Source organism: Streptomyces sp. NPDC093089, from assembly GCF_044754405.1.
Lineage (GTDB): Bacteria > Actinomycetota > Actinomycetes > Streptomycetales > Streptomycetaceae > Streptomyces.
On the sequence record NZ_JBIVPA010000014.1, the window covers coordinates 153,714 to 167,517 of the forward strand.

15 protein-coding genes and 1 pseudogene are annotated in these 13,804 nt (G+C 73.7%); 9 read left to right on the top strand and 7 right to left on the bottom strand.

Features of this window, described 5'->3' with window-relative positions; translation table 11 throughout:
- Positions 1-35: 35 nt before the first annotated feature.
- Complete coding sequence (locus ACIQFX_RS29970; protein ID WP_402469696.1) at positions 36-1,682, top strand: glycosyl hydrolase family 8; 1,647 nt, start codon at positions 36-38, stop codon at positions 1,680-1,682.
- Here ACIQFX_RS29970 and ACIQFX_RS29975 read toward each other — a convergent pair.
- Positions 1,623-3,332 (bottom strand): FAD-dependent monooxygenase, encoded by a 1,710-nt coding sequence (locus ACIQFX_RS29975; protein WP_402469699.1) that lies wholly within the window; start codon positions 3,330-3,332, stop codon positions 1,623-1,625. The genes ACIQFX_RS29970 and ACIQFX_RS29975 overlap by 60 nt on opposite strands.
- 157 nt (positions 3,333-3,489) lie before the next feature.
- Here ACIQFX_RS29975 and ACIQFX_RS29980 point away from each other — a divergent pair, with 157 nt between their 5' ends.
- The 5 genes and pseudogenes from ACIQFX_RS29980 to ACIQFX_RS30000 all read left to right on the top strand — a co-directional run bounded on the left by ACIQFX_RS29980 (position 3,490) and on the right by ACIQFX_RS30000 (position 5,982).
- Positions 3,490-3,972 carry a hypothetical protein gene (locus tag ACIQFX_RS29980; RefSeq protein ID WP_402469702.1) on the top strand — a complete coding sequence of 161 codons (483 nt, stop codon included), beginning with the start codon at positions 3,490-3,492 and terminating at the stop codon, positions 3,970-3,972.
- A 116-nt stretch (positions 3,973-4,088) separates the two neighbouring features.
- A complete protein-coding gene (locus ACIQFX_RS29985) occupies positions 4,089-4,577 on the top strand; it encodes an SAM-dependent methyltransferase (RefSeq protein ID WP_402469705.1) in 489 nt (162 codons plus the stop codon).
- 63 nt (positions 4,578-4,640) lie between these two features.
- Complete coding sequence (locus ACIQFX_RS29990) at positions 4,641-5,228, top strand: response regulator transcription factor (protein ID WP_402469708.1); 588 nt, start codon at positions 4,641-4,643, stop codon at positions 5,226-5,228.
- Positions 5,141-5,398 (top strand): annotated as a pseudogene (locus tag ACIQFX_RS29995) (histidine kinase dimerization/phospho-acceptor domain-containing protein); the annotation flags it as partial. The gene ACIQFX_RS29990 and the pseudogene ACIQFX_RS29995, both read left to right, overlap by 88 nt.
- A gap of 188 nt (positions 5,399-5,586) precedes the next feature.
- A complete protein-coding gene (locus ACIQFX_RS30000; protein ID WP_402469711.1) occupies positions 5,587-5,982 on the top strand; it encodes a sensor histidine kinase in 396 nt (131 codons plus the stop codon).
- Here the strand turns inward: ACIQFX_RS30000 and ACIQFX_RS30005 are convergent.
- The 5 genes from ACIQFX_RS30005 to ACIQFX_RS30025 all read right to left on the bottom strand — a co-directional run bounded on the left by ACIQFX_RS30005 (position 5,945) and on the right by ACIQFX_RS30025 (position 10,327).
- Complete coding sequence (locus tag ACIQFX_RS30005; protein ID WP_402469714.1) at positions 5,945-6,466, bottom strand: SgcJ/EcaC family oxidoreductase; 522 nt, start codon at positions 6,464-6,466, stop codon at positions 5,945-5,947. The genes ACIQFX_RS30000 and ACIQFX_RS30005 overlap by 38 nt on opposite strands.
- A gap of 155 nt (positions 6,467-6,621) precedes the next feature.
- Positions 6,622-7,959, bottom strand: coding sequence for a carboxyl transferase domain-containing protein (locus ACIQFX_RS30010; protein ID WP_402469717.1), 1,338 nt, complete (start codon positions 7,957-7,959; stop codon positions 6,622-6,624).
- 382 nt (positions 7,960-8,341) lie between these two features.
- Positions 8,342-8,794, bottom strand: coding sequence for a DUF6114 domain-containing protein (locus ACIQFX_RS30015; protein ID WP_402469720.1), 453 nt, complete (start codon positions 8,792-8,794; stop codon positions 8,342-8,344).
- A 2-nt stretch (positions 8,795-8,796) separates the two neighbouring features.
- A complete protein-coding gene (locus ACIQFX_RS30020; RefSeq protein WP_402469723.1) occupies positions 8,797-9,456 on the bottom strand; it encodes a DUF6230 family protein in 660 nt (219 codons plus the stop codon).
- Positions 9,457-9,652: 196 nt separating this feature from the next.
- Positions 9,653-10,327 carry a TetR/AcrR family transcriptional regulator gene (locus tag ACIQFX_RS30025; RefSeq protein WP_402469726.1) on the bottom strand — a complete coding sequence of 225 codons (675 nt, stop codon included), beginning with the start codon at positions 10,325-10,327 and terminating at the stop codon, positions 9,653-9,655.
- Between the two features lie 427 nt (positions 10,328-10,754).
- Here ACIQFX_RS30025 and ACIQFX_RS30030 point away from each other — a divergent pair, with 427 nt between their 5' ends.
- Positions 10,755-11,423, top strand: coding sequence for a Tat pathway signal sequence domain protein (locus ACIQFX_RS30030; RefSeq protein ID WP_402469728.1), 669 nt, complete (start codon positions 10,755-10,757; stop codon positions 11,421-11,423).
- Positions 11,424-11,476: 53 nt separating this feature from the next.
- On the opposite strand, the gene ACIQFX_RS30035 is transcribed toward ACIQFX_RS30030, so the two are convergent.
- Entirely contained in the window at positions 11,477-11,935 is a 459-nt protein-coding gene (locus ACIQFX_RS30035) for a Crp/Fnr family transcriptional regulator (protein ID WP_402469731.1), read from the bottom strand.
- 228 nt (positions 11,936-12,163) lie between these two features.
- Between ACIQFX_RS30035 and ACIQFX_RS30040 the strand changes: the two genes are divergently transcribed.
- A complete protein-coding gene (locus ACIQFX_RS30040) occupies positions 12,164-12,859 on the top strand; it encodes an alpha/beta hydrolase (RefSeq protein ID WP_402469733.1) in 696 nt (231 codons plus the stop codon).
- A 165-nt stretch (positions 12,860-13,024) separates the two neighbouring features.
- Complete coding sequence (locus tag ACIQFX_RS30045; RefSeq protein WP_402469736.1) at positions 13,025-13,780, top strand: amino acid ABC transporter ATP-binding protein; 756 nt, start codon at positions 13,025-13,027, stop codon at positions 13,778-13,780.
- The last annotated feature ends 24 nt before the right edge of the window (positions 13,781-13,804 follow it).

The following is a 13,804-nucleotide window of genomic DNA, read 5'->3' on the forward strand; positions in this document are numbered from 1 at the left end:
CCTATCTATTGTCCAGGGAGAGAAAGGGAGTTGTCATGAGGAGACGAAGCGCCTCGCTTCTCGGACTCGCGGGTCTGCTGGCGTTGCCCCTGACGGTCATGCCCCGGGCGGAGGCGGCGGACGGGCTCGTGTCGGGCGGGAAGGCCGTGACGGCCTCGTCCGTCGAGACCTCGGCCCTCGGGCCCGGACTGGCGGTGGACGGGAACACGGCAACCCGCTGGGCCAGCCTCGAAGGGATCGACCCGCAGTGGATCCGGGTGGACCTCGGGGCGAACCACGCGATCTCGCGGGTCAAGCTCAACTGGGAGGCCGCGTACGGCAAGACGTACCGCATCCAGACCTCGGCCGACGGGACGAACTGGACCGACGTCTACTCGACGAGCGCGGGCGACGGCGCCACCGACGACCTCACCGTCTCCGGCAGCGGCCGCTACGTGCGGATGTACGGGACCGGCCGGGGGACGGCGTACGGCTACTCGCTCTGGGAGTTCGAGGTGTACGGCGCGCCGACCGGCGGCGGGGGAGGCGGCGGGACGGCCGTGCCGTTCGGCAGCCACCTCAAGCCGTACGCCGCGGGCATGCTGAAGCCCTCCGGCACGCAGGCGTCGAACGACCAGAAGGTGGTCGACTACTACAACAGGTGGAAGTCCGCCTTCGTCCGGCAGAACTGCGGCAACGGCTGGTACCAGATCATCTCGCCCGACGCCGACCACCCGTACGTCGCCGAGGCGCAGGGCTACGGCATGGTCGTGACCGCGACGATGGCGGGCGCCGACCCGGACGCCAAGAAGATCTTCGACGGCCTGGTGAAGTGGAAGATCGACCACCCGTCGTCCATCAACCCCAACCTGCTCGCCGCCGAACAGGACACCGCCTGCAGGAGCGTCAACGGCGGTGACGGCGCCACCGACGGCGACATGGACGTGGCCTACGGCCTGCTCCTCGCCGACAAGCAGTGGGGCAGCACCGGCACGTACAACTACAAGGACCTCGCGCTCAAGCACATCGCCGCGATCAAGAAGGACGAACTCAACCCCACGACCAAGCTGTTGAAGCTCGGCGACTGGAGCAGCTCCGGCGACCAGTACTACTGGATCACCCGCACGTCGGACTGGATGGTCGACCACTTCCGTGCCTTCCGCACGGCCTCCGGCGACACGACCTGGGACGCCGTGCGCACCGCGCACCAGAACCAGATCTCCCGGCTCCAGTCCACCTACGCCTCCGGCACCGGACTCCTGCCCGACTTCGTCGTCGACACCAACACCACGCCCAAGCCGGCCCCCGGCCAGGTCCTGGAGGACCCGAACGACGGCGCCTACTGGTGGAACGCCTGCCGCACCCCGTGGCGCATCGCCGACGACGCGGTGACCAGCGGGGACGCCACCTCCCTCGCGGCCGCGCGCAAGCTCAACGGCTGGATCAAGACGAAGACCGGCGGCGACCCCAACAAGATCGCCATCGGCTACAAGCTCAACGGCACCCAGATCTCCTCGGGCAGCGAGGCCGCCTTCTTCGCCCCGTTCGCGGTGGCGGCGATGACCGACTCCGGCAGCCAGGCCTGGCTGGACGCCCTCTGGAACAAGATGGTGGCCACGCCGATCGACACGAGCAGCTACTTCTCAGCGAGCATCCAGCTCCAGGTCATGATCACCGTCTCGGGCAACCACTGGGTCCCGTAGCCCCCGGGGGACGGACAGGCCCCTGAGATAGGCGGACAGCGCGGCCGCGGTCCCCGCGAGCGGGAACCGGGCGCCGAGCTGTCCGTCCGGACGGACCACGAGACCGGTCGCGCCGTCGGGGAGGTAGAGCCGTGCGAACTCCCCGGCGGCGTCGCGGTAGCAGGCCGCGGGAGGCCCGCCGGGCGCGCCGTCCCGCGCGTCCCTGGCCAGGACCGCGACCACCGGCACGGCGCTCACGGTCCTGGCCGCCTCGGCCGCCCGGGCCAGCGCGGTCGCGTCGTCCCCGTACAGGATCACCACGTGTCCCACCCGGCCGCGCAGGACGTCGAGCAGACGCAGCGGGTACACGGCGACGGGCGTCGTCAGGCCCGCGCAGTCCGGGGCGCGGTCGCCGGGCTGGGGCGCCTCGTCCGGCCCGTACGGGGCGCCGGACAGCGGGCCGCCGCGGTAGCCGACGAGCAGCTGGGCCTCGCGGAGCAGGAGGGCCCGTCGCTGGTCGGGGCCGGGCTCCATGCCCTGGACGGCATGCCGCACGGTCCGCCCCACGACCTCCTCCCCGACCGGGCGACGCTCGGCGTCGTAGCTGTCCAGCAGGGCGGGTCCGGCGCCGCGGAGGACGAGGGCCAGCTTCCAGGCCAGGTTGCAGGCGTCCTGGACGCCGGTGTTCATGCCCTGGGCGCCGACCGGCGGATGGATGTGCGCCGCGTCCCCCGCGACGAACACCCGCCCCTTCCCGTAGCGGTCGACGATGCGGTGGCTGATGCGGAACACCGACGACCAGCGCAGCGCGGAGAGCCGCGCGGGCCGGGGCGCCAGGCGGTCGACGACGGCCTGGAGCTCGGCGAGCGAAGGACCGGTGCCGCCCTCCAGGCCGTGCGCGACACCGTCCCCGGCGCCGTCCGGGGACGCGGACGCGGCGGGCGCCTTCATCGACATGCGGTAGCGCCCCGCGCCCGGCAGCGGGATGCACACCAGGAGGTCCTCGCCGGTGCCGTCCGGCGACGGGCCGCTGGAGCGCACGCCGTACCCCCGGGGCAGGTCCCAGTCCGCCTCGACGTCACCGAGCATGTACGTCTCCGGGAACGCCGACCCCTCGTAGGCCAGGCCCAGCGTCTTGCGGACCACGCTGTGCGCGCCGTCGCAGCCGATCAGATAGCGCACCCGCAGCTCCTCCTCGGTGCCCGCGGCGGTGCGCAGCCGCGCGGTGACCCCGTCCGGGTCCTGGGCGAACGACAGCAGTTCGGTGCCGCGCTCGATCGCCGTGCCCAGACCGGCGACGTACGCCTCCAGGAGCCGCTCGGTCTCGTACTGGGGCAGCGCGGCGAATCCGTACGGCACCTCGGGCGGCAGCGCGAGCTCGATCCTCGCCCGCTCCCGTCCGTCGGCGTAGATCAGCTGGCCGCGCAGCGGAACGGCGGCCTCCAGGACGTCCCTGACGAGACCCATCCGGTCCCAGAGTTCCAGCGTGCGCGGCTGGATCCCGACCGCCTTCGCGTACGGCAGCCGCTCCGGCAGCCGGTCGACGAGCCGGCAGCGCACCCCGCGGCGGCGCAGCTCGGCGGCGGCGCTCAGGCCGACCGGCCCCGCGCCCACGACGAGCACGTCCGTGCCGGCGCCGACGCCGTGGGTGTCCGTGGGGGAGTGGACCATCGCTGCCTCCCGTGTCGCCTCCCGGCCTCCGGTGCGGATCCCGTACGTCCATGGTCGCCCGGTGGCGCCCGCCCGGCGAGCCCGGCGGGGTACCCACGGGCCCCGGAGGCCCCGGAGGTGCGGAACCGGACGGGACCCTCCGGCGTCCGTCACCGGCATGAGCGAGAACCCTTCACCCGGGGCCGAGCGGCACGGAGACCAGGAACACGGGTCCGAGGAGCACGGAGGCTGGGCGTACGAGGACGAGGAGCCGGGGTACGAGGACCACGGGGACGAGGGCGAGGGGAACGAGGACGAGGACGACGAGGACGGCCGGGCCGAGAGTGCCGTCGGCTGTCTGCTCGCCGTCGCCGGCGTCGCGGTCGTGGGGGCGTTCGCACTGACCCGGGCCGCGTACACGATCGACGGAGGCTTCGAGGCGCACGCCAGGGACTGGGGAGTGATCCTCGTCGAACTGCCGCTGATCCTGTGCGCCGGCCTCGTCGTACCGCCGCTCACCTACACGGCGGCCACCCGGTGGCTGCGGCCGTGGCAGGCGGCGCTCCTCTGCGCGGCGGTCGTCGGCCTCGGCCTCTGGGGGCTGGCGGCCGGCTGGAATCCGCCGCAGGGGCCCGATCCCGGTTACGGGCCCGGAATCTGACGGTCTTTCGAGGTCCGTTCGCCGGAAGGGGTACGGTGCGGGGGCGCGGCCGCACCCCTGGCCGCGGCGCGGCCGGAGCATCCCACGGGATCCGTGAGAGAAGAGCGAGGAAGCCCATGACGGCACAGGAGCGGCACCCCCCGGTGGCGGTCGTCTCGTACCCGGTGGGTCATGTCGTCGGCGGGCGCGTCGAGGTGCGCGACGACGAGTGGGGCGACGTCGAGTCGGTCGTGCGGCTGGACGCGGAGGCCTTCGGCCCCGAGGCGCTCGCCGGCCTCGACGCCTTCTCGCACCTGGAGGTCGTCTACCACTTCGACCGGGTGCGGCCGGACGCCGTCCAGACCGGCGCCCGTCACCCGCGCGGCAACGAGGACTGGCCGCTGGTCGGGATCTTCGCGCAGCGGGGCAAGAACCGCCCCAACCGCATCGGCGTCTCGCGCTGCCGTCTGATCCGCGCGGACGGCCTCGACCTCCACGTGCGGGGCCTCGACGCGGTCGACGGCACCCCGGTGCTCGACATCAAGCCGTACATGGCGGAGTTCGGCCCCCAGGGGCCGACCGAGCAGCCGGCGTGGGCCGACGAGATCATGCGCCGCTACTACTGAGCGGCCGTCCGGGGCCGGACGGCCCGGTGCACCGGCGTACGGAACGCGAACCAGGGTTTGCCCGTGCGCGTACTGCTGGTGGAAGACGACGAGCCGGTTACGGAATCCCTTCGACGCGGGCTGCTGCGCTACGGGTTCGAGGTGGAGTGGGTCACGACGGGGACGGCGGGGCTCGCCGTCACCACCCCGTACGGCCCCGTGCTCCTCGACCTCGGGCTGCCCGACACCGACGGGCCCGACGTCTGCCGGGCGCTGCGGCGCCGCGGGGACGTCCCGATCATCGTGATCAGCGCGCGCAGCGACGAGACCGACCGGGTGGTCGGCCTGGAGATCGGCGCCGACGACTACGTCTCCAAGCCCTTCGGGGTGCGCGAGGTCATCGCCCGGATCCGCGCCGTGATGCGCAGGGTCCGGCCCGCCGAGCAGTCCTCCGGGCCGCAGCGGTACGGGGCCAGGCTCACCGTCGACCGCAAGGCGGCCCGGGTCCGGCTCTCGCGGTGGCCGCCGGGCTCGGCGCGATCGTGGCCCGACTCCTCACCAAGCCGCTGCGGCAACTCGACGACATGGCGAGCCGGTTCGGCGACGGCGACCTCACCGCCCGGTCCCCCGTCACGGGACCGCAGGAGACCCGGACGCTCGCCCGCACCCTGAACCAGGGTGCCGAACGCCTCGACACCCTCGTCGCCTCGCAGCGCACCTTCGTCGCGGACGCCTCGCACCAGCTGCGCACCCCGCTGACCGCCCTGCGGCTCTCGCTCGACAACATCGCGGACGGCGTGGAGGACGAGTTCGTACGCGAGGACGTCGACCAGGCGACCGCCGAGGTCGTACGGATGAGCCGCCTGGTCAGCGGCCTGCTGGTGCTGGCGAGGGCCGAGGCGAAGGTGTCCGCGCCCGAACCGCTGGCGCTGCGCGAACTGGTCGAGGAGCGCCTGAACGTGTGGCGCCCGGCCGCCGACGAGCGCGGCGTGACGATCGTCCTCACCGGCGACCCCGACGCCCGCCCCGGGTGCTGGCCGGGCCCGGCGACCTCGACCAGGTCCTCGACAACGTGCTCTCCGACGCCCTGGAGGTCTCCCCGGACCGGGGCACCATCACCGTGCGGGTGGAGCAGGGCGGCCCCGAGGAGGCGGTTATCGACATCCTCGACCAGGGCCCCGGGATGTCCGCCGCCGAACAGGCCCGCGCCTTCGACCGGTTCTGGCGCGGTCAGGGACTGACCGGCCGCACCGGCTCGGGCCTCGGCCTCGCCATCGTCAGACGGCTGGTGACGGACGACGGCGGCCGGGTCGCCCTGCGGGACGCGCCCGGCGGCGGACTGCGCGTGCGGATCGTGCTGCGGACCGACGCCGACGCGCCGCGGCGGATCAGCCCTCGGCCGGCAGCACCGAGGAGTGGTGGTTGACGATCGGCCAGGTGCCTTTCCGCTTCTCGTGCTCGTAGGTGTACCGGGCGTCGACGGCCCGGGTGACCCCGGTCCTCGGGTCGGTGAGGTGGAAGCGGTAGACGCCGGCGTCGAGCGCCGAGTTCCGGTCGCGGACGTGGATCACCGAGCGGACCTTCTCGCCCCGCTGCTTCTTCCGCAGGAAGTGCTCGAAGTAGTCCGCGATCTCCGCGTGGTTCGTGCGGATCCGGGGCGACGAGGTCGGCAGCAGCACGGCGTCGTCGGCGTACAGGTCGGCGACCTTCTCCGGGTCGCCGGCCGGCAGCGCCGCGTTCCACCGGTCGAACAGCCCGGCGATCCCGCGCTCGGTCACCCTGCCCTGCCGGTCGCCGCCGCGGTCCTCCTCGCCGGCCTGGGCCACGCCCACGCCGGCGGCGAGGGCGCCGAGCGCGGTCACGGCCGCACCGCCGGCCATGGCGGCGCGGATACGGGGCCTACGGTTCATCGGGGCTCCTGAGGTGAGGGGACTTCCCCCGGACGCGGACGCGTTCGGGTGGTGCCACTCTCGCCGCGGCCGGGCCAGGCCCCGCACAGCGGACGGCCAGGGCCCGGACAGGACTCGGGAAGGATCCCCGTCGGCGGGCGCCGACCGAATCGGCGTCAGGGCTTCACGATGCCGCGGACGACCCCCAGGTCGAGCAGGTCCCTTGGCCGCAGCCGGAGTTGGTCCGCCGTCGCGTCGGCCTCCTCCGGCGCGCGCTTCAGGATCGACGCCGCGAGCTCGGGGGCGATGACCGAGAAGTAGCTGTCGGGGGTGGCCCAGAGGTTGTCGGGGGCGGCGAGGGCGAGGGCGCCGCCGGAGCCGCCCTCGCCGATGAGGAGGGAGGTGAGGGGGACGCGGGCGGTGGCGACGGCGGCGAACAGGTCGGCGATCGCGGGGCCGGCTCCGGCGTGCTCCGCCGCCGGGTCGTTGGCGGCGCCCGGGGTGTCGACGAGGGTGAGGACCGGGATGCCCAGCCGGTCCGCGAGCCGGACGAGCCGCGCGGCGGTACGGAAGCCGGCCGGGCGGGTCGCGGTGCCGCACTGCGCGGCGAACGCGACGGTACGGCCGTCGGGGAGCCGCCCGAAGCCGCAGCGCATCCCCGGGTCGACGCCGCCGCAGCGGTCGCCGGAGATCTCCTCGCGCAGCGTGAAGTGGGCGTCGAGGTACGCGGGGGCCCGGGGCCGGTCGGGGTGCCGGGCGTCCGCCACGGCCTCCCGGCCGCTCGCGGCGGGCTCGGTGCCCGGGGCGGAGAGGGCGTGCGGCGGCGGGACCGGTCCCTCGGCGGGCCGGGTGAGCAGACCGAGCCAGCGCCCGAGGGCGGCGCGCAGCGCTTCGGGCGGCACGATCGCGTCGACGTGGCCGTGGGCGAGCTGGGCCTCGGCGGTGTAGGCGGCGGGGTCCGCGTCCGGCGGGCGCACCCGCGAGCCGGCGAAGCCGACCTGGGCCCCCGGCAGGGCGAGCACGACGTCGGATCCGGCGCCCAGCGTCGCCCAGCCACCGCCCGTCGTCGGGTTCCGCAGGACCGCGATCTGAGGCAGCCCGGCGGCCCGGGTGAGCGCCGACTCGCGGGCGAGGTACTGGAGCTGGAGGAGCGCCCGCATGCCCTCGTGCATCCGGCTGCCGCCCGTCGCCGGCAGGACGACCACGGGCAGCCGGCGGGCGCGGGCCAGCGCGTGGGCGGCCGCCGTGCGCGCTCCCGTCCGCTCGCCGAGGGAGCCGCCGAGGAACCGGAACTCGAAGGAGATCAGCACCACCCGTACCCCGCACACCGTGCCGGTGCCGCAGACCACCGACTCGGTCTCGCCGGTGCGTTCGGCGGCGCGCGCGTGGGCGTCGGCGTAGCCGGGCCAGCCGATCGGTCCGTCGCCGTCCAAAGGCTCCTCCCCGTAGGGGAGTTCGGTGAAGTCGTCCGCCACGAGGGCGATCGCCTCGCGTGCCGTCCTCGGGTCGCTCATGGGGGCCTCGCCGCTCGTCGCCGGAGTGTGCGTACGGGTGGGGTCGGGGCCGGCGCGGAGGCACGGCCCGGTCGTGCGTTCCCACCGTACCGCCCGGTCGGGCGAGGGCCGGGCCGCGCCGGTCGTACGGCGTTCGAGTGCGGAGGCGCGACCCCGGAGACCCTCCCGGACAGGGCCGTCCCCGGACAGGGCTGTCCCCGGGCAAGGCCGTCCCCGGGCAAGGCCGTCTCGCTCCCCCCCGCCGGGGCCGCCTCCTCGGGCGGGGGCCCGGCCGGGTCCGTCCGCGGTGGCAGCTCGCGGCGGGCTGCGAGCTCGTCGGTCGTCACCGAAGGCCGGGCGCCGGCCGGGCGTGGACCCGGCCGGACCGGTGCGGGCGGGTCGTTCAGGCCGTCCCGGCCGCCGTCGGTGCCTCCGTGGCGCGTCCGGCCGTCCCCGGCTTCCGGCGCCGGAAGAGCCGGCGCTGCCGCGGCGGCCGGTCCGGGAGCCAGCCGAAGGCGAGCGAGCTGCCGATCAGCCCGAGCATCATCCCCACGAAGAACCCGCCCAGGTTGGAGGTCACCCAGCTCCCGAGGGACGCCAGGACTCCGACGACCGAGTAGAAGAGCCGTTGGCGGGGGTTGAGGACGACGAGCAGTCCGCAGATCACCATGAGGCCGGGCAGGACGTAGCCCACCAGGCTGTCGGCACCCGCCGTGAGGATCACGTTGATGCTCGCCCGCTGGGTCAGCAGGATCTCCGCCCCGCCCAGGGCGAGCGCGACGCCGGCGCCGAAGGGGCGGCGGTGCCGCCAGCGCCGGAAGGTTCGCCAGGGGTGCCGGGGACGGCCGGGCGCCACGCTCAGCAGCCCTTCGAGCTGAAGCGCATGTGCAGGTCGGGCAGGGTGAACCGGACGGCGGTCGTGGCGTAGTTGGTCTGCCGCAGGTCCTTGATGGTGACGGTGTCGGCCTGCTGCCCGAAGGAGCCGAGGGGGCCCTTGATCGGCGGCTTCTCGAAGGTGCTCGCGTCGCCGCCGATCTCGATGTTGTCGAAGTCGGCGACCTTGCCGCTGATGTCGGTGGAGTCGGTGGTGAGCCCCGAGGCCTTGACCGGGGTCCCCTCGCCGCCCGCCGTGATGTGCAGGTACGTGCCGCCGAGCTCCACGCTCTGGCAGAGGTTGGTGAGCTTCGCCTCGCGGATCGCGGTGACGATGACCAGCACCTGACCTCCGGTGTCGCCGGCGTTGGGGCTGCCCTCGGCCATGTTGTCGAGGGCGCCGAACTGGCCGAAGCCGGTGCCCTCCATGGAGTCGGCGGTGACGGTGAACGGCATGCCGGAGATGGCGAACTGGGCGGCGAGCGCCCCTTGCGCGGTGAGGACGACGAGGGTGGCGGCGACGGCCAGGGCGGGGCCGCCCATCAGCGCCGCGCGGCGGTAGCGGACCCGGCCGCGCCTGCCGGGACCGTCCCCGGTCGCGGCGGGGTTCGTGTGCTGGTCGGGGGAGCCTTCGGACAGGGCCATGCGGTGCTCCTGACATGAGTGAGGAAACAGACCTGCGCGGCGACGTCCTGGCGCGGACCGTCCCCCAACCCGCCCGGGTCTTCCTCGCGTGGTGCGGAGGCAGACGTGCCGCAGGGGACCGATCGGACCGTAAGGCTTGCTGTTACCCGGGGTCAACTCCCTTGCATCGACGGCCTTCTGGGCAGTCGGCGATCGATCATTCGGAGGTGAAGGGGGCCACCACGACGTGTACCAGACTGTCGAGGAGGAGCGGGATGTCGGTGAACCGCCCCTCGTCGACCGCCCGGTGGACCGCGGCGTGCACGGCACCCACCACGATGTCGACCAGCTCGCCCCGCGGCACCCAGGCCGGACCCGGCGGGGCGTCGGTGAAGAACCAGCGAAAACTGGCCAGAAGTTCGGCGCGGGCCCGGCGTCCCGCCGGCCCCAGGGACTCGATCTCGACCACCATCGTGGCGAACGCCGGGGTCTGGGTGAGCAGGGTCAGGAGCACCCGCAGTCCGGCGCGCACCGCGGCCGGCCAGTCCGCCGCGCCGCCCGCCTCCTCGTACGCCTTCCGCATGGCCCGCACCACCTGCTGCGTACCGCCCCGGTACGCGGCGAGGACGGCGTCCTCCTTGCCGGAGAACAGCTCGTAGAAGACGGGTCGGGTCACTCCGGCGGCCCGGCAGATGTCGCTGATGCGTGCGCCCGCGTAGCCGTTCGCCGCGACCGTCCTCGCGATCCCGTCGAGCAGTCGCTCCCGCTGTCGCGAGGCCACCTCCTCGGGCGTCAGCCGGCGCGGTCCGGGGCGGAGCGAGCGCTCCGGCTCGCGTCCGGAGCGGGCGCCCGGCAGGACGAGATCCTCCTCGGTTCCGCGAGCACTCGTCATCGGCCACATCCTCCCGGGGTTGTTGACGTCACATACTCGACAGGATTACAACCCTCATGGGTTTTCCTCTTGGTGCGCCGAGCGGGGGAGCCGCTCCCCGCGGGACGGGGCGCGTCCCCACCGCGCACCGCACCGAGTATCACGCTCCCGCACCTCTCGCGACACCGCTGCCGGACATCCGTGGCGCCGGATCGTCCGGCGGCGGCCGCGCACCACCCCGTAGAGCGGCACACCGTCACGTCACGCCGCGCACCACCTCGTCGAGCCGCGCACCCTCGTGCTGGCCCCCTTCACGGGCATCCCCACGTGCGTTCGGTGCCACCCCCGCACCGGTCCGCGCTGCCCCCCGTACTCCCCGCGTACCCACGCGCACCGCCGAGCACAGCCGAGTTCCGCACCCCCACTCCGTACGGAAGGAAGCACCCCCATGCGCAAGCGCGCTCTCCTCGTGTCCATCGGCCTCGCCGTCACCGCCACGCTGGCCGCGACCGCCCAGGCCGGCGCCTCGGGCGCCGCCGCCGGCAACGTCCTCACCACCGGCGGCGCGGGCGGCACCGCCGTCGCCGTCGGCGACGTCCTCTCCGCCTCGCTCTCCACCGGGACCAAGGCCAGGATCGCCACCACGGCCGGCGGCAGCACCGGCATCACCTGCAACACCTCGGCGTTCACCGCCACCGTCACCGGCAACCCCGCCGCACCCGGCACCGCCACCGAGTCCGTCACCGCTCACACGCTGAGCAGCTGCACCACCAACATCGTCGGCGCGACGGGCGTCCAGAGCATCACCGTCAACAACCTGCCCTTCGCCGCCGCCGTCACCTCCGGCGGGTCCCTCACCGTCACCGCGGGCGCCGCGGGCCCGATCCAGACCACCCTGAAGATCAACACCATCCTCGGCCTGACGACCTGCGTCTACCGGGCCACGAGCCTCACCGCCACGCCCTCCAACACCGACAACTCGCTCACCTTCACCGACCAGCTGTTCACCAAGACCAGCGGACCGGGCACCTGTCCCGGCAGCGGCTACTTCTCCGCGAAGTACGGGCCCGTCCTGGACACCAGCCAGGCCGGCAGCCCCGCCGTCTTCGTGAACTGACCCGCCCGGCCCCGGGCCGTGCCCCCTTCCGCGTACGAGGAAGGGGGCACGGCTCACGCCAGGACGCCGCTCCCGTGCGGGGCGTAGAGGTCCAGGAGCCGGACCCGGGTCACATGGAGGCGATGGGCCAGGATCGACCCCACCCAGAACACCACCGACGCGCCGAACTCGGCGTCCGAGCGGCACATCGACCGGACGGCGGGGGCGTCGAACTCGTACGCCCGCACGGGCGTCATCGCCTCGGCCCCCGACTGGCAGAGATACGGCGGGAACAGCCAGGAGAGCCCCACCAGCTCCCCGTGGTGCAGGGTCTCGATCACGGGCGACCCGCGACCCGGCACCTTCGCGTCGAGCGTCACGGCGCCCGTCTTCACGATCCAGAACCGGTCGGCGTACTGCTGCTCCTCGAAGAGCCGGTGGCCGGAATCGAAGTAGACGTCCACGGCGAACGCCATCAGGCGCTCCCGGTGCTCCGGCGGCAACGTGCTGACCTTGGGTGCGGCACTGCTCATGGCGGACCCTCCTCGCACACTCGATTCCCACCCCCAGTGTCCGCCAGGGCGCCCAGGTGCGCAGGGATCCGGCGGCGCGGCGCCCGGGAGCGTGCGGCGGCGGGTCCCGGTCGCCCGGGGAGGCGACCGGGCGTGCGGCTCCTCCGCCCTGCCCGTAGCGTGGCCGCCGGGGTCACGGGGAGGGGCCAGGGGCGGGATCCATCCCTCGCGCAGATCGGTACGGAACCCATGGCAGACAAGCCCACGATCGTCCTGGTGCACGGCTTCTGGGGCGGCGCCGCCCACTGGGCCAAGGTCATCGTCGAGCTGAGGAAGCGCGGCTACGACAAGCTGCACGCCGTCGAGAACCCGCTCACGTCCCTGGCCGACGACGCCGAACGCACCCGGAAGATGGTCGCGCAGGTCGACGGGCCCGTCGTCCTCGTCGGCCACTCCTACGGCGGCGCCGTGATCACCGAGGCGGGCGGCCTGCCCAACGTCACCGCCCTGGTCTACATCGCCGCCTTCGCCCCCGCCGAGGGCGAGAGCCCCGGCCGGATCAGCGAGGAGAACCCGCCGGCCGCCTTGGACAGCATCGCGCCCGACTCCGACGGCTACCTCTGGGTCGCGCAGGACAGGTTCCACGAGAGCTTCGCCCAGGACCTCGCCGAGGACGAGGCCCTCGTCATGGCCGTCACGCAGAAGGCCCCCCTCGCCTCCACCTTCGGCGACGCGGTCACCGAGCCGGCCTGGCGGACCAAGCCGTGCTGGTACCAGGTCTCCACCGAGGACCGCATGATCCACCCGGACAACGAGCGGCGCATGGCCCGCCGCGCGAACGCGCGCGAGGTGGTCGAGCTCGACGCGAGCCACGCCTCCCTGGCCTCCCGTCCCTCCGAGGTCTGCGACCTCATCGAACGGGCCGTCCAGGCGACCGCCGGCTGACCCGCCGCGCCCTCCGCGCGCGCGTGAACCCCTCCCGGGCGTCACGCGCGCGCGTCCGCGCGCTCACCCTCCGCATCCGCCGCCCGGCGTGCGCGGGCCGGGGGGAGGGCGGAGCATGAACGTGGGAGGGAGCGGCAGAGCGGGGGCGTGACGCAGGAGGGTGCCATGCCCGTCCCGGACGGTGGTGACGCGCTCGTCGTGCTGCGCGGCGTCGACAAGCACTTCGGCGCCCTGCACGTCCTGCGGTCCATCGACCTCACCGTCCACCGGGGCGAGGTGGTCGTCGTCATCGGCCCCTCCGGCTCCGGCAAGTCGACGCTCTGCCGGGCGATCAACCGCCTGGAGACCATCGACGCGGGCGAGATCGTCGTCGACGGACGCCCGCTGCCCGCCGAGGGACGGGAACTCGCCGCCCTGCGGGCCGACGTGGGCATGGTCTTCCAGTCGTTCAACCTCTTCGCGCACAAGACCGTCCTCGACAACGTCACCCTGGGGCAGATCAAGGTCCGCAAGAAGAACCGGAAGACCGCCGAGCAGCGGGCCCGCACCCTGCTCGACCGGGTCGGGGTCGCCAACCAGGCGGACAAGTACCCGGCCCAGCTCTCCGGGGGCCAGCAGCAGCGCGTGGCCATCGCCCGCGCCCTCGCCATGGAACCGAAGGTGATGCTCTTCGACGAGCCGACCTCCGCGCTCGACCCCGAGATGATCAACGAGGTCCTGGAGGTCATGCAGCAATTGGCCAGGGACGGCATGACGATGGTGGTCGTCACGCACGAGATGGGCTTCGCGCGCTCGGCCGCCAACCGGGTCGTCTTCATGGCCGACGGGAAGATCGTCGAGGAGACGACCCCGGACGAGTTCTTCAGCAACCCGCGCAGCGAGCGCGCCAAGGACTTCCTCTCCAAGATCCTCCACCACTGAGCCGGCGGAAGCCGCCCGACCAGC